General features: G+C 43.9%; 15 protein-coding genes and 1 other annotated feature. Of the genes, 5 read left to right on the forward strand and 10 right to left on the reverse strand.

Going from position 1 to position 19,832, the window contains the following annotated elements; translation table 11 throughout:
• Positions 1–114 precede the first annotated feature (114 nt).
• Positions 115–1,242: an MGDG synthase family glycosyltransferase gene (locus ACR6HW_RS02475; protein WP_455729590.1), complete on the forward strand. Its 1,128-nt coding sequence runs from the start codon at positions 115–117 to the stop codon at positions 1,240–1,242.
• Between the two features lie 184 nt (positions 1,243–1,426).
• On the opposite strand, the gene ACR6HW_RS02480 is transcribed toward ACR6HW_RS02475, so the two are convergent.
• The 4 genes from ACR6HW_RS02480 to aspS form a co-directional block, all read right to left on the reverse strand.
• The gene (locus ACR6HW_RS02480) at positions 1,427–2,479 is read right to left on the reverse strand and encodes a lysylphosphatidylglycerol synthase transmembrane domain-containing protein (protein WP_455729591.1); all 1,053 of its coding nucleotides are present in this window, start codon (positions 2,477–2,479) and stop codon (positions 1,427–1,429) included.
• A gap of 62 nt (positions 2,480–2,541) precedes the next feature.
• A complete protein-coding gene (locus ACR6HW_RS02485; RefSeq protein WP_455729592.1) occupies positions 2,542–3,252 on the reverse strand; it encodes a lysoplasmalogenase family protein in 711 nt (236 codons plus the stop codon).
• A 9-nt stretch (positions 3,253–3,261) separates the two neighbouring features.
• Complete coding sequence (locus tag ACR6HW_RS02490) at positions 3,262–4,179, reverse strand: NAD(P)-dependent oxidoreductase (protein WP_455729593.1); 918 nt, start codon at positions 4,177–4,179, stop codon at positions 3,262–3,264.
• Between the two features lie 84 nt (positions 4,180–4,263).
• Positions 4,264–5,541, reverse strand: coding sequence for an aspartate--tRNA(Asn) ligase (gene aspS / locus ACR6HW_RS02495; RefSeq protein WP_455729594.1), 1,278 nt, complete (start codon positions 5,539–5,541; stop codon positions 4,264–4,266).
• Positions 5,542–5,803: 262 nt separating this feature from the next.
• Positions 5,804–6,016 (reverse strand) — a binding site (T-box leader).
• Between the two features lie 189 nt (positions 6,017–6,205).
• Between aspS and ACR6HW_RS02500 the strand changes: the two genes are divergently transcribed.
• Both ACR6HW_RS02500 and ACR6HW_RS02505 read left to right on the forward strand, forming a co-directional pair.
• Positions 6,206–7,621: an ISNCY family transposase gene (locus ACR6HW_RS02500; protein ID WP_455730851.1), complete on the forward strand. Its 1,416-nt coding sequence runs from the start codon at positions 6,206–6,208 to the stop codon at positions 7,619–7,621.
• Positions 7,622–7,815: 194 nt separating this feature from the next.
• Positions 7,816–9,015 carry an MFS transporter gene (locus ACR6HW_RS02505; RefSeq protein WP_455729595.1) on the forward strand — a complete coding sequence of 400 codons (1,200 nt, stop codon included), beginning with the start codon at positions 7,816–7,818 and terminating at the stop codon, positions 9,013–9,015.
• Between the two features lie 95 nt (positions 9,016–9,110).
• On the opposite strand, the gene ACR6HW_RS02510 is transcribed toward ACR6HW_RS02505, so the two are convergent.
• Positions 9,111–9,878, reverse strand: a complete 768-nt coding sequence (locus ACR6HW_RS02510; RefSeq protein ID WP_455729596.1) for a formate/nitrite transporter family protein — start codon at positions 9,876–9,878, stop codon at positions 9,111–9,113.
• Between the two features lie 167 nt (positions 9,879–10,045).
• On the opposite strand from ACR6HW_RS02510, the gene ACR6HW_RS02515 reads away from it, so the two are divergent.
• A complete protein-coding gene (locus tag ACR6HW_RS02515) occupies positions 10,046–11,236 on the forward strand; it encodes a hypothetical protein (RefSeq protein ID WP_455729597.1) in 1,191 nt (396 codons plus the stop codon).
• Between the two features lie 119 nt (positions 11,237–11,355).
• On the opposite strand, the gene ACR6HW_RS02520 is transcribed toward ACR6HW_RS02515, so the two are convergent.
• Positions 11,356–11,571, reverse strand: a complete 216-nt coding sequence (locus tag ACR6HW_RS02520) for a hypothetical protein (protein WP_455729598.1) — start codon at positions 11,569–11,571, stop codon at positions 11,356–11,358.
• A 489-nt stretch (positions 11,572–12,060) separates the two neighbouring features.
• On the reverse strand, positions 12,061–13,287 hold the full coding sequence (locus ACR6HW_RS02525; RefSeq protein ID WP_455727774.1) for a transposase: 1,227 nt from the start codon (positions 13,285–13,287) through the stop codon (positions 12,061–12,063).
• Between the two features lie 249 nt (positions 13,288–13,536).
• Here ACR6HW_RS02525 and ACR6HW_RS02530 point away from each other — a divergent pair, with 249 nt between their 5' ends.
• Positions 13,537–13,935 (forward strand): hypothetical protein, encoded by a 399-nt coding sequence (locus tag ACR6HW_RS02530; protein WP_455729599.1) that lies wholly within the window; start codon positions 13,537–13,539, stop codon positions 13,933–13,935.
• A gap of 772 nt (positions 13,936–14,707) precedes the next feature.
• On the opposite strand, the gene ACR6HW_RS02535 is transcribed toward ACR6HW_RS02530, so the two are convergent.
• The 3 genes from ACR6HW_RS02535 to gltS form a co-directional block, all read right to left on the reverse strand.
• The gene (locus ACR6HW_RS02535; RefSeq protein ID WP_455729600.1) at positions 14,708–15,919 is read right to left on the reverse strand and encodes a mechanosensitive ion channel family protein; all 1,212 of its coding nucleotides are present in this window, start codon (positions 15,917–15,919) and stop codon (positions 14,708–14,710) included.
• 125 nt (positions 15,920–16,044) lie between these two features.
• Positions 16,045–18,048: an alpha/beta hydrolase family protein gene (locus tag ACR6HW_RS02540; RefSeq protein ID WP_455729601.1), complete on the reverse strand. Its 2,004-nt coding sequence runs from the start codon at positions 18,046–18,048 to the stop codon at positions 16,045–16,047.
• 511 nt (positions 18,049–18,559) lie between these two features.
• Positions 18,560–19,756 carry a sodium/glutamate symporter gene (gene gltS, locus ACR6HW_RS02545; protein WP_455729602.1) on the reverse strand — a complete coding sequence of 399 codons (1,197 nt, stop codon included), beginning with the start codon at positions 19,754–19,756 and terminating at the stop codon, positions 18,560–18,562.
• Between the last annotated feature and the right edge of the window lie 76 nt (positions 19,757–19,832).

The following is a 19,832-nucleotide window of genomic DNA, read 5'->3' on the forward strand; positions in this document are numbered from 1 at the left end:
TTTAGAACTTTACAAAAACAAAATTTAAAGAAATTCTAATGGTCTTTTAAAAATAACACTTTATAATAAGAACGTAAACTCAATAAATCATGGTTCTGAAAAAAGGAGTCCATCATGAGAGAGAATGACAAACCAACCAGTTTAATATTTACAGCCAGTACAGGCGGCGGTCACAATCAGGCCGCACAGTCCTTGAAACAACAGATGGAAGCAGACGGCTACCAAGTACACGTCATGGACGTCTTTCGAGAAAACAGCAAATTCCTAGAGGTATTAATAGAAGACGGCTACAACATTATTTCAAACTACGTACCGCATTTGTACGGCAGCATTTATAAGATAACAGGAAATGATTTTTCAAACAAGCATCTCCGCAAATTTTTCTTACTTGTATTAAGAAAAAAACTCATTGAGGTGTTTAAAACGTACAACCCATCGGTGGTCATCGCCACACACCCTATTTTCGTCAACCTCATTGCGCAGCTTAAAGACGAAGGGTACACCGACGCCGTTTGCGTCACGGTGGTTACGGATCTAGGGGTCCATCCCTTTTATTTTCACGAGAGCATCGATGCCTACATTACAGCGATGGAATGTACTAAAAATCAGCTGATTCGTTTCGGTATAGACGAACACAAAATACACACATTCGGCATCCCGGTGAAACACGTTTTCTACAAGGAGAAACCAAAGCCTAAAATGATGGATCACACGTTCACCATCTTACTTATGGGGGGAAGCCTCGGCAGTAAAAAGATGTACGGCACATTAAAAGCACTCGTCAAAATCGATCAAAAAGTAGTGATTCACGCGGTGTGCGGCAACGACCAACAAGTGTACAAAGCCATCCTCAACGATTTTAAACACTTGCCGGAGAACATCACCCTTCATGTACACGGCTTTGTAAACAATGTTCACGAGTTGATGGACCAAGCCGATGTCCTCATCAGCAAGCCCGGTGGTTTAACTTTGACAGAAGCCATCCACAAACACTTGCCGCTGATTATCCCCTTCTATATTCTCGGTCAAGAAGAAGAAAATATGGAAATTCTCGAAGCGGAAGGCCTCGGGGTTCACATAGAGGACATTGATACGCTGGATTCAAAGGTTAAAACCTACATGAAAGACCCCGATTTGCTGAAGCGCATAGAAATGAAAATGCAACACATATCGACACAGTATTCCATTTCTAAAATCAGCGAGTTGTGCAGTGATTTGATTCTGTCCAGATGCCCTGCGTAATAAGATGTCTTTTTCAAGATAAAAGCACCTATAAAAAGTTAGAAGCAAACGCTAACTCTTTATAGGTGCTTTTTTATGGGATGTCCCCGTCGCTCTAGAGCATACAGGCGTGTTTAGGCATATTAAAATAGCGCAACAGATTTGAACTGTTGCGCTATAGCGTCGATTGCATAAGACGGTTCTGCTACCCCACTGAAAGCGGCCGTTTTTTATCCTGTCTCGACTCCTTTAAGGCGACGCCGACAGTGAACACACCGCAGACAATTAAACTGAAGTAATAGCTGACAAGCCGCCACAACAACATGGCGAATCCAACGAGGTTGTGGGTAAACACAGATGACAACACGGTGCTAAAACTGAGTTCCGAGGCACCCAGCGTCCCTGGGATGGGTACGAATGACACGCACATATACACAATGGACTGCAAGGTAATAATCTTAATCAGCCCCACCCCGTTCAGCCCCAGTGCGTAGTAAATCATCACCGTGATACCGAAGAATAAGGTGATCTGAATCAAAGACAAGACAAACAGCTTCAACGTTTCCAGCGGCATTTTTCTTAATCGATTTAAGCTGTCGGTGTACTCGCTGACAAATCGGTCGACATTGGCGTGTTTTTCGCCTGATTTCTTAAACCAACTGAACCTCGACAGTTTTTCAATAACCCGATGTAAAAAACGCGCCAAGAGCGCCGGTCTAAAGGCTACCATAATAATCAGTAAAAGCCCTACCGTGTTAATGGTTAAGCCAAGGAGCAAAGTCATAATAATCGCCGGCTGACTACCGGAGAGAAAGCTAAAATGCGTCGCCGTCAATGTCAGCGCGTACACGGTAATAGTCACTTGATAAAACAGAAACTTAGAGACCAGTACACCTGTGCCATGTGACGGTGAAATGTCGTGTTTCGTAAAGTGAAACAGCTGCATCGGCTGACCACCACTTGAGAACGGCGTTATGTGACTGTAATACTGGCCAATCAGCGTCGCTTTAAGAGCAATCCATCCGATACGGCCTTTAATAACAGCCCCTTCGCGCTTTGTCTGTAAGATTAAGCGGTAAATCATATGTGCTTCAAGGCCCTGATACGCCAACATAAATCCAAAGGCGATAAACATGTATCTTAAATCTAATTTTTTGAGCAGACCGTAGAGTTCCTTCCACTCGAATTGTGTTCGAGCCAAAATAAGCAAAAGGATAAAGGAAACCACTACGAAAAGCAGTTCTTTACGTTTTTTCATTCTTCTACACCTATCCATTTGTTTTAATGAATTCAGTATAACAAATGAACATTAGAATCACATTAAAGGGCCCTCATAAAGAAGCCTAAAACGATAAAGAACTGACCGCTGATATAACTGAACATCACGTAACTGGCCGGTAGTTTCGTCACTTTTTTGATGCATTGAAACGCCAAAACGGAATCTGAAGAACCGAAGAGTATTGCCCCGAGCAACACCATAAAACTCGGCATATCCAAATGAACTCTAAAGCCGTCCATTGCGAGAAAAATCATCATACCAATGGCAATCATATAAAATACGGTTCCGATTTTAATGGCGCCCGTTGGCGCAACCCCTTTGTATAGAATAATCCCGTACCAAAAGATAAACAGCAGGAATGCGTACATGTAGGTCGGAATGGTCTCGAGCTGTGCGGCGCTCAAAAACGCCGCCGAGTACGCCACATGTCCCAAAAAGAAAAAAATCAACCCGAGCATAAACATGCTGTCGGGCAATTCAATAGCCACGCGAACGCCGGACGCATCCGGTGTCCGCCTACCGAGCAACCACAAGTCGCCAATCCAACTCATAGCGAGGGCGACGAGTATCAAAACATTGGGTGAAGCCCCTGCGTAGAACGCCATCCACTGGCTGTAAGCAAGCGCCAACACCGGCATTAAAAGCCCCTTGCTAACGCGTCTCGCCATCACTTGCGCAGGGGTATTCTCACCTTGTGTGTACAAATTAACCGATGATACGGCGACGAACAGAAACGACATTAAATAGTGCATATCCAACTCCTATTGACTACAATCTACAGTTTTTATAACGTCTATAACTTCATTTGCTATACGCGCTTGTGCTTCTCTTGTGGACGCGCCGAGATGCGGCGTCAACAAAATCTTGGGATGGGTCAGTAAGCGTGTCTCTCTTGGGGGCTCTGTCGCATAAACATCCAGCGCAGCGCCATTCAACCGACCGGCATCTAAGGCACTTAACAGTGCCGCTTCATCGACTAGACCGCCACGTGCTATATTTAAAAGGTAAGCTGTCGGCTTCATGCGCCTCAACTGTGCTTCTGTCAAAATCGGTCCCACGGTGGGGTCAAAAGGCACGTGAATCGAAACCACATCAGATGCCTCCAGCAATGTTTCCAAAGAGGCATACGTGTAATTTGAAAGCGCCGGCTTTTCCCCACTCCGCGTGTAATAGAGAATTCGCATCCCAAAGGCGCTGGCTCTAAGGGCCACTTCCCGTGCAATGCGTCCCATCCCCACGAGACCGAGGGTTTTACCATAGAGCTCTAAGCCCTTCAAAGCTTTCTTTTCCCACTTGCCACCGGCCATAGAACGGTGCGCTTCAACACAACGCCTATGCAAATTTAACATCTGTGCCATGGTGAGCTCCGCTACGGCCACACTGCTGGCCCGCGGTGTATTTCTCACGTCGATGCCCACAGCATCGGCAGCTTTTAAATCGATGTTGTCGAGTCCTACTCCGGCGCGCACGATACATTTGAGACGACTGCCCGCCAGCGCATCGACAACCGTTTTCGACAACTTAGTCGCAGAGCGAACGACGAGAACGTCTGCTGCTCGAGCTGCAGCAACCAGTTGATCGCCTTCGAGATGTTCCACTTGAACTGTATAGCCATCTTGCTCCAACCGATTGACGGCCTCTGAATCAAAGCCGTCATTAATGTGTATTTTACAAAACATAACCGCTCCTTTCATCGTTGTAAAAGTAAAGGGCTTCTATTATGAAATATAACCTTTTTAACGACTTTGAATCAGAAGTTTTTCCTAAGGCACCAAACGCGTCGCATCTCTCGGAAACAGCGTCGTTCTTCGGACGTTTTCCAGCCCGAGTAACAGCGCTGTCAACCGCTCAAGTCCAATGGCAAAGCCACCGTGCGGCGGCGCGCCAATTTTAAACGCTTCTAAATAACTCGTATACGCTTCCGGCACCAAGCCCTTGAGACGCATGCTCTCCACCAGCGCTTCATATTGATGAATGCGAAGGCCGCCAGTTGTAATCTCCATCCCTCTAAACAGCAAATCGTACCCTTCAGTCTCCTGTTCCCCTGAGGGCATGGTGTACATCGGACGCTTGCTCCTAGGGTAGTGCGTCAAAGCGAGAAATTCTGAGCCGGTTTTTTCGTAAACATGACGGCAAATCTGTCTTTCGCCCTCGGGGTCTAAGTCCCCTTCCAAATGGGTCATACCATAAGTGTTTTTTAAAAGTTCAATCGCCTCACTTAATCGCATCTCCGGCAAAGTCTCCGGCACGTCGGGCAGCACAACATCTAGAAGCGCCAGTGCTTCACTGCAGTGCGCTTTCAGTTGCGTCACAATAAAATCGAGCAAGGCTGTTTCTAAGGCGATCAGCTCGTGAAAGTCCTCGATAAACCCCATTTCGATGTCGAGACTCGTATACTCGTTTAGGTGACGTCTGGTGCTGTGTTGTTCCGCTCTAAAGACGGGACCGACTTCAAACACCCTTTCAAACCCCGCAATCACCATCATTTGCTTATAAAATTGTGGGCTTTGTGCCAAAAAAGCCTCTTGATCAAAGTAATCCAATTTAAAGACATTGGCACCGCCTTCAGCGCCCTCTTTTACGAGTTTTGGGGTGTGCATTTCGTAAAAGCCCTCGCGCTTTAAAAAGTGGCGAAAAGCTGCTAGCAACACTTCTTGTACTTTAAAAACAGCTTGTTCACGCGCATGTCTCAACGTCAAAACACGGTGGTTTAGAAGTGTGTCCAGTTGAACCTCTAAAGTGGCGCTATTGATTTGAACCGGTAATGTGCCCACAGGTTCCGAATACACCTGAATAGTCTCGACAACGACTTCGCAGGGCATCAAATCATTCTTCCCCGACACGACATCTCCAGTAAAGGCGACAACAGTTTCCGGTGGCAGTTCTGTTCCCTTCGGCAAGACGCACTGGACATAGCCCGTTCTATCGCGCAACACCACAAAGGTGATGTTCTTAAGCGCACGTACTCGATGCACCCACCCTTTGACCACAACACGTTCTCCCACTTGAAGTGGCAACTTCTCAATCATTGTTCGTTTCATCGCTTCCTCCTCCATCATCTTGCCGAGGGGCTTTTTAACGAGCGCTTCGCCGTTTACGACATTTGAGTATCAAAACGTTTTTTGCTGACGCCTTTTCCGCGCTGAACATTCGCGGGAAAGGCTTTTGGCTCAAAACTTGTCGTATACGACATTCGACCATCAAAACGTTTTTCGCTGACGCCTTTTCCGCGTCGAACATTCGCGGCAAAGGCTTTTGGCTCAAAACTTGTCGTATAAAAAACGCCCCTCGAGCGCTTTCTGCTCAAGGGGCGTATACAAACGCGGTGCCACCCTTATTTCAATTTGCACATTGGCAAATCCTCATTTAACCGGTAACGGCGGTAACCGTTCCACCCTACTGACTTTCAGGCAGACACTTCGTGGACGTCTTTCAAAATAGCGTTGCACAAGTTTCCACCAAACACTTGCTCTCTTTAGCAAACACACTTTCTACTCTTCCAGTCTTCAGTATTTTAATGTATGTTAGCATATCTTGTTTTATCCGTCAACAGGTGATACCTACGATTTTGCTACAAATATGATTCACATGTGATAATGTCTTAAGTAATCAAACGTGATTTTGTCCCAAAAGATATAATGCTATAATAATACCTCAATGAATGAAAGCATCGAGGTAAATTAAATGACAAAGGTAGAATTACGTATGAATGAAAATCTAAAATATGAAATCATTAAAAAGCTCGTCGATACGAATGGCAATAAAAAAACAGCTTCACTTAAGCTAGGCTGTAGTATTAGAACGGTTAATCGATTAATCCAGGGCTATCGGTCAGAAGGGAAAGACTTCTTTGTCCATGGAAACCGTGGAAAGAAACCCGTTCACGCCCTGTCTAGCGAAACTAAAACGTTGATTTTAGGACTTTACAGGACCAAGTATCCCGATGCGAATTTCGCTCATTTTACTGAAATCCTAGCAGAGCAAGAACACCTTTTTCTTTCTCCAACTACTGTAAAAAATATCCTTATGGAACAAGATGTTTTATCTCCCAAGGCTCACAGGTCAACAAAGAAAGCCCTTCGTAAAAAATTAGAAGCCCAAAAGAAAAAGGCTACTTCTAAAAGGGACATGGCGATTATTCAGCACAAGATCGTTGAACTCGATGAAAGCCACCCTAGAAGACCTAGATCCGCCTACTTTGGAGAAATGCTTCAGATGGACGCTTCGGTTCACATCTGGTTTGGTGGCGTCAAAACCCACTTACACGCTGCTATAGACGATGCCACAGGGCGAATCGTGGGGGCTTACTTCGACCACCAAGAAACACTTAAAGGCTATTACAATGTCTTTCATCAAATTTTAACAACCTATGGTATCCCACACATGTTTTACACAGACAGAAGGACTGTTTTTGAATACAAACAAAAAAAGGCCCCTTCACTTGAAAAGGATACCTTCACTCAGTTTTCTTACGCTTGCCATCAACTAGGGGTAGATATAAAAGTAACAAGCGTTCCACAGGCCAAAGGACGCGTAGAACGCTTATTCCAAACACTACAATCACGACTGCCGATCGACTTAAGAAACGCAGGCGTATCAAGCGTAGAGCATGCCAACGAATTTCTGAACTCCTACATAAAGAAATTCAATGACAAGTTTGCTCTGCCTTTTGATAATAACAAATCTGTGTTTGAAACGCAACCGTCTGATGAAAAAATCAATCTAACGCTTGCGGTAATTGCTGAGCGCAAAATTGATACAGGCCATTGCATTAAATTTGAAAATCAATATTTTAAACTCATGGACGACAGAGGCCTCCCTATTTATTACCACAAAGGCACTCCGGCTGTCATTATTAAGGCTTTTAACGGCTGTTTGATGGCCTCTGTAAACGAGAACGTTTATGAACTCGAACTTATCCCTTCTCATCTAAGGAAATCTAAGAACTTTGATTTTCAGGACGAATTCGAGGCTCTGCCTAAAAAACGCAATATCCCTTCCATGATACATCCATGGCGGAAGAGCGCCATCAAGAAATTTATCAAAACACACTATGCTCAACACAATTATACTTTTGAGGACATCATTAACACTCAAGAAAACTTTTTCTCCGCTAATTAACAAAGCACCAGCTTTTTACTGGTGCTCATGTTTCATTTATTTTGGGACATTTTCAAAAGTGATTGACACAGGTGATACCTACGATTTTGCTACAAATTTCAAAAATCGCCGTCCCATAGCGCTCTAAAGAAAACCTTTTTCGTGTCACGAAATTATGGTAAAATACAAATGAATCCATACTTAAGGAGACGTTTATGTCCAACAACACAAAAAAACTCTACCGCATCTTTATTGCCATTGTCGCACTTAGCACACTGGGGTTATCACTGACCAGCGGCGTCTTATCTAACTATTTTAATGAAGTCTACCACGTGACGCCTGCACAACGCGGTTTCATTGAATTTCCAAGGGAATTGCCAGGGGTTCTCACCATATTTCTCATCGCCCTGCTTTCGAGATTTTCCGATGTCAAATTGCTTATTGTCGCACAAATATTGAGCATCGCCGGTATTTTAACCCTTGGCTTGTGGACCCCGACCTACGGTATCATGCTGCTCTTTATTTTCATCAATTCGCTGGGGCAGCACCTCAACATGCCGCTGCAAGACGCCATTGGCATGTCGCTCATCGACCCGTCGAACATGGGACGACAAATGGGCCGCTACAAAGGGGTGCACTCGGCATTTATGATGCTTGCAAGCCTTATTGTCTTTCTAGGCTTCCGATACAATTTTTTCAGCTTTAACACCCCGATTAAATGGATTTTCGTTTTGTCTGCAAGTATCTGCGCCCTAACTGTATTTTTCGTCGTGTACCTCGATCGACAAATGGCGAAACCCGTCGTCACCGAAAAACGTGTACGCTTTGTCTTTAGAAAGTCCTACAAATACTATTACACCCTCGTCGTCATGTACGGTGTCCAAAAGCAAATTATGCTCGTGTACGGGCCATGGGTCTTAATTACACTGTTGTCAAAACGCGCTGACACCATTGCACTCCTCGGCATCATCGGTTCTTTTGCAGGTATTTTCTTCATACCGTTTTTAGGACGAATGCTGGACAAGTTCGGCATTAAAAAACTCTTGTTCGTCGACGCCCTGTCGTTTATCGGCGTCTATATCGTCTACGGCGTACTTGCCGCCGGTTTCTCACATGGCACTTTGCTAAAGACCGGGCTCCCCGTGCTCATCGCTTACACCATCTTTGTACTGGACCGCATGAGTAACCAAATGGGTATGATTCGAACGCTCTATTTAAAAAAAATCGCCATCAGCCCCAAAGATATTACCCCGACACTTTCACTGGGGCTCTCACTGGACCACATTGTATCCATCACATGTGCAATGATTAGCGGTATTGTATGGCAGGCCTTTGGACCGGAGTATATTTTCTTTGGTACAGCGGTACTCTCTCTAGTGAACTTATACGTCGCCATGCGCGTTAAAATCGATTGATTTCTTCGTGAATACATCAAAAAGCTGCCTTCTTCTGAAGACAGCTTTTTTTAACAGCAGACACGCGTCATTTATCACTGCCGTCGTTTCAAGCGCTATTGCGTTTTCTTTCTAATTTTGTTTTTAAAAACACCGTAATAAGCCAGCGGCAATAAAACACCACCGCCGATGATGTTGCCCAGTGTTACCGGCACCATATTCCCCATCATTTCGCCAAATGTAAACGAGACACCGGCAAACTGTGCCAAACTGAAGTACAACATATTGGCAATACTGTGTTCAAATCCGGAATAGACAAAGAGCGCAATAGGCATCCATATGAGTACGGCTTTACCACTGGCCGTTTCACTGCCGTACGAAATCCAAACGGCAATAGCCACGAGAACGTTACATAAAATACCACGCGCCAGTGCAACAGAAAAGCTTAAAGAGACTTTAGCGTGAATGACTTTTTCAAGCATTTCTAAGAAAGCGCCTTTGTCAAAAGCACCCATGTGCACAAGCAGTGCGATAAACGCCGCCCCTAGTGCATTGTAAACGTAAATTTTAAGCCAGTTTAAGAGGACGTCCCCCCATTTCGTATCACCGTGTAGTGCCGAGACACTGAGCAAATGGTTGCCTGTAAACAGTTCTGCTCCTGTGAGCAAAATCAGCAATAGCCCCACTGGAAACAAAAGAGAACCGACGAGTTTCCCAACGCCAAGTGGCGCGATCAACGCCGCAGCCGTTAAGTAGCCGACACTGCCTAGCGCAATATATGCGCCGCCTAAAACGCCGGAGGATAGGGTTTCAAGATGAGACTTCTTCGTCTTTTTAATTCCCACATTGATGACATCTACATAGATATCGACATCTTTTTTCATAGACAGTATGCTCCTTAATGATAAGTCTTTTAAAATAACTTTCAACGCGTCCATTATAACAAAAGTAATGGCACTTGTGCAACTCTTTAAACACGCGGCAATTTTTACGCAATTCTAATCATTGTAAGGCATAATAAAAGTGACACTCATTCTAACAAGGGGGATTTATGATCGGCGAATATACAGAGCAATGGAACACGCCCCTGCCGCCTAACCGTGGGCAAAGGGCATCGGGGCTTATTAAACAACTGCGCACTTACTTAAGACTCAGACGACAAGTCGGCGCCTTTGCCGCTTCCTGTCAAACGACACCGCTTCCCATTGACACATTAAAAGAACAGGTCTATGTTATGCTCGAACAGACTTTTAACTTAGATGGTAGGGCTATTGAATCAGAAGTAAAAGGGGACTACATCGCCTGTACGAAAGCGTTTATCCAGCAGGCGAAGAGCGTCTGTCCCGAACTGGATGACGCCTCTGTCTTTCAGGCGTTGAGAAACATATGGGTGATGAATCTCATACAAATTATGCACAGGCATCCCGTGACCTTGACGCCGGCGATGTTTGGCTACAGCATGCTCTACCCGCTTACAGACAATTTTATCGACGACCCCGCGGTATCGTCTGCAGATAAAAAAATGTTTATGAAACGGTTTAAAAAAAGGCTAGACGGCGAAGACGTTCTACCGGAAACGCCACACGAAAGTGCTGTTTGGACGATGGTGGCACAAATTGAATCCCAGTACACACGCGCTGAACACCCTGAAGTCTTCAACAGCTTGCTCGCTATTTTCAGCGCACAATCCAATAGCTTATCACAGCAAGCAGATGCCTCTGACGCCCCTCTCCTCACGCGCTTAACTTTTGAAAAAGGGGCGACGTCTGTGTTGGCAGACGCCTACTTAATCCTCGGAACCCTAGACACTTTACAACTGCGTTTTTTTACGGGGTACGGAATTTTACTGCAACTGGCTGACGACTTGCAAGACCTCGAAACGGATGAACACAACGGACACCTCACCCTTTTAAGCACTTACAAAACACCAACTGCGCGCTCGACGTACATCGCCAAGCTCCTTCGGCTCTCTGATTCTTTAATGGCGCAATACGAAAATAACTTTCCAACAAATAGCCGCGATCTCGGGCTGCTCATTGAAAAGAGTTTTTCTCATCTGGTTACAGATGCCGTCTTTCAACAAAAGAATCGTTTTTCAAAAGGCGACGTTCGTCAACTGAGTCGCCGACATTTTATCTCCTACCGTCAGCACCTCAAGTTGCATCGATATCTCGGTACTTTTTCTGAAACGTTGTTGCCACTCATAGGTTCTGCTGCAATGTCTCGGCCGATGGGACACTGAAACTTTCGTTCGTTGTACACGACATATGTTGAATTTACTGGTTTTTATATCTCTAGTCTCAGCGAAACCAATCGTTTTTTCGCACTTCAATACGTCTATGTATCATTTTTTGACTTATTTCAAAAGCCCCCTACACTTTTTGCCTGTAGGGGGTAATTCAATTCATAGCTTTGACACTCTTCTGATAAAGCGTCTCTGCGTACGCGTGTTTGGCAAGAAGCTCTCAAACGCCCTCTGAATGATATCTTTGACATTTCTATTTCGAATTTTTCATTAATAGAGTTATCCATAAACCCACTTTCTTTTAGAATCGCTAGCATGTTGGTGTACTTCAAAACGTAAAAATACCCTTCTTTTGACCCTAGATTGATATAAACCGTATGCTGTTCTGGGACATAGCAATCGAACTTACTGTTATAAGTATCGCAAAAGGTCTACTCTCGCTCTGTTTGACATGACCACACTCTTGAAGGTGATTTCTTTGATAAAAGCCCCGCCTAGGACTTTTATCGGCGGGTACGTTTTCCCAGTGTCTTCAAGCCGCGATTGTCGTCAAGTACAATTTTCTTTTCTTTTTGATGCACCCTTCCCTTCAATGTAAATTTCCTTTCAAATTAAATATTAATTTTTTTTAATACATGTAAGATATCCACCCTTCTGTTCGTTCTATATATAGAGGTTGCACAGATTAACTTCAATGTTTTTTGTACTGTGTCCCTTTTTAGGTGAGACTCTTGCATAATTAACTCGATAATTTGAGAAAAAGGCTTAATCCTAAGTAACAGCCCCTGCCATGCTTTCAAATTTCAATCTTTTGTTGTTCATTATGCTACTAAGAGTTCCTCATTTCTGTTTACTTTAACTTTTGAAGCGATGGTTCCTGCAACCAACGCAATGCAATTTAACAACGCATGAACAGTTGCTTTCTTGATACCTTTAGACCGGATTGAATTCAAATTTAAAATCGTCTTTAGTCGACCGTTGCAACGTTCAACAGAAGTTCGCTTGTTGTATAGAGTCTTCCATTGATCAGATGATCTTAACGGATATCCGATTTGTCTTGGATTTTCTTTACGATTTATCTTGAGCGTATAACCATAATTGCTTGATGAACACCATGCACTCCCATGTGGACAGTTACATTTCCCCAGTACTTGTGGACATCTAAATTTCATGTAATCGCCGTCAATCCCCCAATAAACGAGTTTGTAACCACCAGAACAGACTGGATGAAACTCATCATCTAACCCTTCTGGGGCGGCGTGACTGCCTCTTGGGTTGTAGGCTATGATTGGAGTAGCTTCAAAGTGATTTATTACTGCATCATAGACAGAATTATAATCATATCCAGAGTCCATCGCATAGAACAATGGTCTAAACAGATCTCTATACTGCTTTAGAAACTCTTCAATCAGTGGAACTGCAATTGTTCCATCATGAACATTCGCTGGTGTTACCATAACTGAAAGTGGTAATTCACTGTATGAATCGCTCAGGATATGAAGTTTCCATCCAAACCAACGAATGTTATTACCGTGAGTATCGCGCTTCATTCCCCAGTTTGGGTTGGTGCCGTCATCTACAATATCTTTCTTTGGTTTTGAGGCTTCGAAAGCATCTACCTTAGTAGAGTCTATTGAAATATGACTACCATCAACAATTCCTAATTCTTTAGCATGAACAACTAAATCACCGAATAGTTTCAGCAACGCATCTGATTCTGACAGCTTATCTGCGAATCTGCTGAAAGTGGCTTCTGATGGTACTTTGGATAACACCTCAAAACCACAGTTATAACGTAACACTGGGTTCTCTTTCAACTGTCTCACCAACTCGCTGGTGGTCGAAATTCTCAGAATTTGCTTAGCAATTAATGCGTAAATCATCGGTGCGACTCTGTAACCTTTTGGACCTCTCAAATGACTCTGTTTAGATAATGCCGCAACCAAAGGTGAGATGTTGATCTGAGCAAGAATTAATTCCAATTTCGTTTCTTGCTGAAAGTTCATAATTTCTTCAAAGGAAAATAGACATGTTTGTCGAATATACATAAGTGGAAACTTCCTCCTTCGTTTGGATTGTGTTTGCTGCCACTTATATAATTCGACGTTTGGGGTGAAGTTTCCTTTTTGTTTCTTTAAAAACTTGTTAAATCAACGGTTATAAATTATGCAATTTTCTCAGGTCTTTGGTGACATGTTGTTAGTGAAGGGGGGGATTGTTATGTTTTCTTGCCTAAATCTCGTTTAAAGTGTAAGGTTTTAGCGAGCTATTCGTTCTTATTGTGAAAGGAGGATTTAGTGATTTCATTAACTGAGTTTGCACCGAATAAAACAATTGCTGTAGCAAAGAAGTTGTCTTTTGTTTTTATTTTGACCTTACTAGTTTGTTTTGATGCGCCCCCTGAAGTAGCTCATGCAATTCGTGTTAAAGAAGTTCTTATTTTTCTTGGTGGGAGCGTCGTAGGTGGAGCTGTTTGCGATGGTTTGAAATGGACAGTTAGAATTTACGTTGCATCTGCTGGAACAGCTGTTGCAGCAGCAAGTGGCGCTGTTCTTGCTGCTGTTGGAGTAATGGGCTTATCTCTTTACGGAATTTACATCAATAATAAAGGTTACGTTGAGCACTATAAATCTGAAGCTGGTTGCGTAATGTATCCTGGTGATGATAAATGGGTCTGCCCTAAAACAATCCGATAACGTATGATTATTTAAGCTTATGATAATTAATATAGTAACGCTTTTACTCGGATTTTTATTGATTGGTGTTCTACATTGGATTTTTAAATTGTCCGACATATTGATTCGGGGGCTTTTGACAGGACTGTGTATCAGATTTCTATGGATTACCATTTCACTTATCAAAAAATCAAAAAAGAAAGTTTAAGCATATCCAATAGTTAGAACTATGAAAGAAAGGGTATTGTTTAGTGATTCAATAATGGAACTAACACTACTCTGTTTAGGTATTAAATATAGCACTTGCACACTGTACTTTATGATTTGTAGAAGTCTCATAATTTGAAAGTGCTTCAATCTTTGTATAACAAAATATAAAGAGTTTTCAAAAGGGCTACACCTGCCCTTTTGATTTTATACCCTACCAATAGATGGGCACTCTGTTACAACAATTGTAAAACCCTAACCCCAAAGCCGAAAGGAATAGGATACACGATGGAAAGAAAAAACTTTCGTTCAAAAGATTTAATGCGAATACCTATATTTATGGTAATTGCCTCTATACTATTTGATGATATTACTTGGCTACCGACGGTTTCTGGGCTGTTAATTATCATTTGTGCAATTTTAGAAATTGTCGACACTTATAAACAACGTTTGCATTTTATCAATTACTTGATTAATGTATCACTCATTATTCTTAGCATCTATATGATTATATCCTAAATACTAAAGGTCATCTAAAAAAATCCGCGTAAATGCCATACTAAATAGCAATTACACGGACTATTTTTTACTCCAAACCGTTGCTGTCACCCATAGGTGCCGTGGCAATATCCCGGCCAGTGGGGTATTGAAAAACTTTTAAATCAAACGCGTCGACCACAGATAGCAAATGGTCGAAAATATCCGCCTGAACCCCTTCGTAGACTGCCCATGCAGTCTCAGTCGAAAAGGCGTACACTTCAATTGGAAGTCCTTTTTCGTTCACTGGCAAGTGTCGCGCCATAATCGGCATTTGCTTGTGGATCTTAGGATGGGCTTCGAGATACTTTTGAATATAGAGCCTAAAACTTCCGACATTCGTAATCGACTCTTCTCGTCCCTCTAAATCGGTAATTCGCTGACGGATTTCATCCCGTATCAGTGAAATGCCCTCAAATCGATGCAAAAGTGCTTCATCGCATGTGCGAATGCTGTTGACATCGATATAGAGCGCCCGTTTTATTCGACGAGCACCGGCTTCTTGAACCCCACGCCAGTTTTTAACAGAGTCAGAAATCAGCGTGTACGTCGGTATTGTTGTCACCGTTTTATCGAAGTTCTCGACTTTAACCGTGTTGAGACTCATGTCGATGACATCGCCGTCTGCACCGTACTTGGGCATTTCTATCCAGTCGCCGATGCGCACCATTTCATTGGCCGCCAGCTGAATGCTCGCCACAAGTCCCAATATAGAGTCCTTGAAAATGAGCATAATTACCGCCGTCATAGCGCCGATACTGCTCAGCAGAATTACCGGACTCTTCCCCATCAAATCGGCAATGAGGCCGATGATGACAATGGCGTAGACGAAGATTTTAACAACCTGCAAATACCCTTTAATCGGGCGCGCTTTTGAAACCTCGTACCGATTGTAAATCCGGTTAACCGCATTTAACAGCGCATCAAATGAGAGGATAATAATCATCGTCAAGTAGATGCTTAAACTCTTGTCAAGTACGCCTCTAAACACACCTGTAGACGGCTCAAAGAGATAGAGCACGACAACCGGAATAAAGTGAGAGAGACGCTCGAAAAACTTGCTTTCGAGTAATATGTCGTCAAATTGGTACTTGTTCCGCCGGATAAACTTCTCTAAGATGCCCAGCACCACTTTTTTGGTAATATAATAGGAAATAACCGCCACTAGGAAACCCATAATCAAAAAGAGGGGACCGCCCCACTTGTCCACAAATGTCTTGCTGAGGCCTAGCCTTTCCAATACAATGATGTTTTCTATCATGTCTACAACTCCTTTATGTCTTCTAACATGTAGTTTAACAAACACCTCTTCAATTTGCAACAAGTGACGCGGTTGTTCCAGTCATATCGTGTTACGACGCTTTTTATCTGAAGCGCAACAAAGTGCTACCCTCTATACTGGTCAAACCACTCTGTAATTTCTCGAATCCGTCTCAAGCGGTGTTTCGGTTTGCCACTGCGGCTGAGCTCGTGATTTTCCCCTTTAAAGACACAGAGTTTTGATGGCACACCGTGGTCTTTAAGCGCTGTGAACATTTGATACGCCTCTGGTATCCAGCATCTGTAATCTTGATCTGAGTGAATAAAGAGCGTAGGTGTTTTAACGCGATCGGCGTACTTGAGCGGTGATTGCGCCCAAAGCGCTTCGAAATTTTTCCACGGCGTCGCCTGTGTTTGGTCGGGCACAAAGTAATAGCCGATATCGGTTACACCGTATTCGGTCAACCAGTTGGCAATACTTCTTTGTGAAGCTGCCGCTTTAAACCGGTCTGTATGGCCGATAATCCAGTTGGTCATAAACCCACCGTAAGACCCGCCGGTGACAAAGAGTTGGGCTTCATCGATTTCCGGATGGTCTTCCAGCACTTGATCGGTAAATGCCATTAAGTCGCTGTAGTCAATGGAACCGTACTGTCCCCTAATATCTGAAAAACCATTGCCTTTTCCGTCTGACCCTCTAGGATTTGCAAAGAAGACAAAATACCCTTGATTCGCCCAGTACTGCATCTCATTGTAAAAAACATCGCTGTAAACTGTTTTAGGCCCACCGTGGATATCTAAAATGGCGGGGTAGCGTTTGCCTTTTTCGTAACCAATCGGTTTCATTACCCAGCCGTCTACAGTGACGTCTTCTGCCGTAGCGACGGTCATGTGTTCAGGCGTCGATAAAGAGTACGCACTCAACCAAGTGTTGTAAGAAGTACATGCCTTCTCTTCCCCAGCGTTGACCTGAAAAATCTCGGCGAGGGCGTTGCCTCTCATCGCCGTTATCAAAAGCTGGTCACCGGACAAGTCAAAATCATCAACCGTACCTGCCTTTTCAACTACGCGTTCAAATTGACCGTTCACATGCAAGCGGTTTAAATACGCGTGGTACCTTTCTGTGGAAATAAAATACAGCCATTCTCCACTGCGCTTCACCGACCGTTTCCCACCATATCGCACGTCGGCGCCAACTGTGTTCCCAAAAGTCATCTCTTCAATATCGAGCAACGGCTCAATAACACCACTTTTGACATTTAATGTGTAAAAAATAGCATTTTGATTTAAACCGTGCTTTTGACCGTCATGACCGACAAAGACTACCGTCTCCGAAGTCATAGCGAACCCACAGTAAATCGCATAGGTCTCATCTGTAATCGGCTTTAAACAGTCATCTGTCAACGACCCCATAAAAAGTCGACTCTTTATAGGCATCTTCTCTGTATACGTTCTACCCACGGCAAGCACAGTCCCCGTATCCTCGTTGTAGTCGTACTGAGACACCGCTGTGTTCGCGTCTGTTAAGTAGCGTAAAGTCCCGGTTGCCTTGTTAAAATGACAGAGCCGCGTACGTGCGCCCCTCGTGTACGTTCCGCCGTTGGACCAGAATGGGATTTCCTCGATCACTTCGTAGTCTTCTTCTTCTTTCCAACTCTCTAGAACTTTCTGACGCTCTGCTTCATCCGCTTCCGTATACGCGTCGTAAAGTGGTCTGTAGCTGACGAGCATTAAGAAAGCGTCATCCCCCAAAGCTTTTACGTCGACAACTTTCGCCGGCACCGTCATATATGGGTAGCTCTCGCCCCCTTCTGCTGAAATGGCGTAGAAAAATGTCTCCGGTGCGCCGGCTTGCTGTTGCTTCTTTTCTGCGTCTGTCCCCGCCATAGCGTATATCAACGTACGGTCGTCCTTAAGCCAGTGCGCCTTTCCGACTTTGCCGGAATGCGTCAATGTTTGCGTCTCCGGTGCGCCGTTTTTAAAAGAAAGCAGCACCGCGTCACTCTTATAAGCATTTTCTTTAACGTCTGCTACATGCTTGTGAAACAACGCGTACGAGCCGCTTTCATTAAAGTTTAGGCCCGATAAATAAGTAAAATCATAAAAAGTATCCAGTTCTAATGGTTTCATAATGCACCTCCAATTTTAAGTTTGCCACGTCTCTATTATACGCTTTTATTTCGGTTTTCGAAATACATTCGCTCAAAAAACTGATTTTTCTTTCAAAAAACTGGCTTTCCGCGTTGAACAGTCGCGGTAAGCCTTTCGGCTCAAATCTTGTTGTCAAACAACATGAGTAATGCCTCCGGCATCCCTAACCTTTTTTCGCTGACAGCTTTCCGCGTTGAACAGTCGCGGTAAGCTTTTCGGCTCAAATCTTGTTGTCAAACAACATGAGTAATGCCTCCGGCATCCCTAACCGCTTTTCGCTGACAGCTTTCCGCGTTGAACAGTCGCGGTAAGCTTTTCGGCTCAAATCTTGTTGTCAAAAAAACAGGATTTGACCTCGTAAGAGTTCAAATCCTGCTAGAAACGCCGATTAATAAGACTGTGGTAAACATACAGGTAGGTGCGTATGCTACTGCATGGGGAAGTTATTTGACTGCGTCTTATGTCGGCAGTTATCTAAACCCGTTAACCATTAAAACAAATTGACGAAAAATGTAATGACACTGACGTTGATAAAGTCGATAAACAAACTCCCTACCAACGGCAAAATAAACAACGCTTTGTAACTGAAACCATGTTTTGAAGAGACCACTTCCATGTTGGCGATGGCATTAGGCGTCGCACCCATGCCGAAGCCGCAGTGTCCGGCCGCCATAACAGCGGCGTCATAATCCCTGCCCATAACATTAAAGGTTATAAAGTAGGCAAAAGCGCCCATGAGAATCGACTGACCGACGAGCATTACCACAAAAGGAAGCGCTAGATCCGCAAGTTCCCATAGCTTCAGTCCCATCAAAGCCATAGATAGGAACAACGAGAGCGACACATTGCCGAAGATTTCAATCTCGTAGTGTTTCAGTTCAATACCGCGTACAGCATCTGTAACATTTCTCAAAATTGCCGCCGCTGCCATTGCCCCAATATAAGGCGGAAAACTCATCCCCGTTTTTTGAAGAAGCGCAGAGAGTACGGTACCGAGACCCATGGCAATTAATATGGCCGACATACCGGATAAAAGGCTCTGTGCCGTCACAGCTAAGGCCGCTTTGTCTTCAACGACTTCTAATTCGGTATCCCCGGGCATGATTTCCGACTGCCGCTTTAAATCGTGCTTGCGAATCAATCTAGAAGCCAATGGGCCGCCCATAGCGCTACCGGCAATCAACCCAAAAGTTGCTGCTGCCATTGCTATCGTAGCTGCACTTGCCGCACCGTGTGCTTCAAACACCTTGGCCATTGAAGCAGAAGTGCCATGTCCGCCTGTCATCGGAATAGACCCTGTCGCCAATCCCATCATGGGACTCAAATCGAAGACGCGAGCGAGAAAGATGCCGATTAAATCCTGAAAGACGATGAGTACCGTTGCGATGATTAAAAATAGAACCACTTCCTTACCACCGCTTTTAAGCATTTTAAATGAAGCCGTGTACCCCACTGTTGTAAAAAACACAATCATAAAAAAGTCTTGTAAGGTTGTATCCATTGAAAATTCCAAGATGCCAAAACTTTTCAATGTCAATGTCGTCAACGCAAAGATAAGTCCCCCGATAACCGGTGCCGGTATGCAATACGTGTCGAAAAACGTTACTTTACTTCTGATCCACTTGCCTAAATACAGAACTATTACAGAAACTGCCGCCATTTGTATCATGTTTAATTGAATTAGCATATGAACCCCCTCGTTAATTTGTACGTCAATTGCAATTTGCTTAAATTTAAATTGCATCTAACAATAGTTTAACAAG

This window comes from Fusibacter sp. JL298sf-3 (genome assembly GCF_053842995.1).

Bases quoted from the DNA above. Each gene is read 5' to 3' on its own strand.
- ACR6HW_RS02475 (WP_455729590.1), top strand. From the start codon at position 115: ATGAGAGAGAATGACAAACCAACCAGTTTAATATTTACAGCCAGTACA.
- ACR6HW_RS02480 (WP_455729591.1), bottom strand. From the start codon at position 2,479: ATGAAAAAACGTAAAGAACTGCTTTTCGTAGTGGTTTCCTTTATCCTT.
- ACR6HW_RS02485 (WP_455729592.1), bottom strand. From the start codon at position 3,252: ATGCACTATTTAATGTCGTTTCTGTTCGTCGCCGTATCATCGGTTAAT.
- ACR6HW_RS02490 (WP_455729593.1), bottom strand. From the start codon at position 4,179: ATGTTTTGTAAAATACACATTAATGACGGCTTTGATTCAGAGGCCGTC.
- aspS (WP_455729594.1), bottom strand. From the start codon at position 5,541: ATGAAACGAACAATGATTGAGAAGTTGCCACTTCAAGTGGGAGAACGT.
- ACR6HW_RS02500 (WP_455730851.1), top strand. From the start codon at position 6,206: ATGAATGAAAATCTAAAATATGAAATCATTAAAAAGCTCGTCGATACG.
- ACR6HW_RS02505 (WP_455729595.1), top strand. From the start codon at position 7,816: ATGTCCAACAACACAAAAAAACTCTACCGCATCTTTATTGCCATTGTC.
- ACR6HW_RS02510 (WP_455729596.1), bottom strand. From the start codon at position 9,878: ATGAAAAAAGATGTCGATATCTATGTAGATGTCATCAATGTGGGAATT.
- ACR6HW_RS02515 (WP_455729597.1), top strand. From the start codon at position 10,046: ATGATCGGCGAATATACAGAGCAATGGAACACGCCCCTGCCGCCTAAC.
- ACR6HW_RS02525 (WP_455727774.1), bottom strand. From the start codon at position 13,287: ATGTATATTCGACAAACATGTCTATTTTCCTTTGAAGAAATTATGAAC.
- ACR6HW_RS02535 (WP_455729600.1), bottom strand. From the start codon at position 15,919: ATGATAGAAAACATCATTGTATTGGAAAGGCTAGGCCTCAGCAAGACA.
- ACR6HW_RS02540 (WP_455729601.1), bottom strand. From the start codon at position 18,048: ATGAAACCATTAGAACTGGATACTTTTTATGATTTTACTTATTTATCG.
- gltS (WP_455729602.1), bottom strand. From the start codon at position 19,756: ATGCTAATTCAATTAAACATGATACAAATGGCGGCAGTTTCTGTAATA.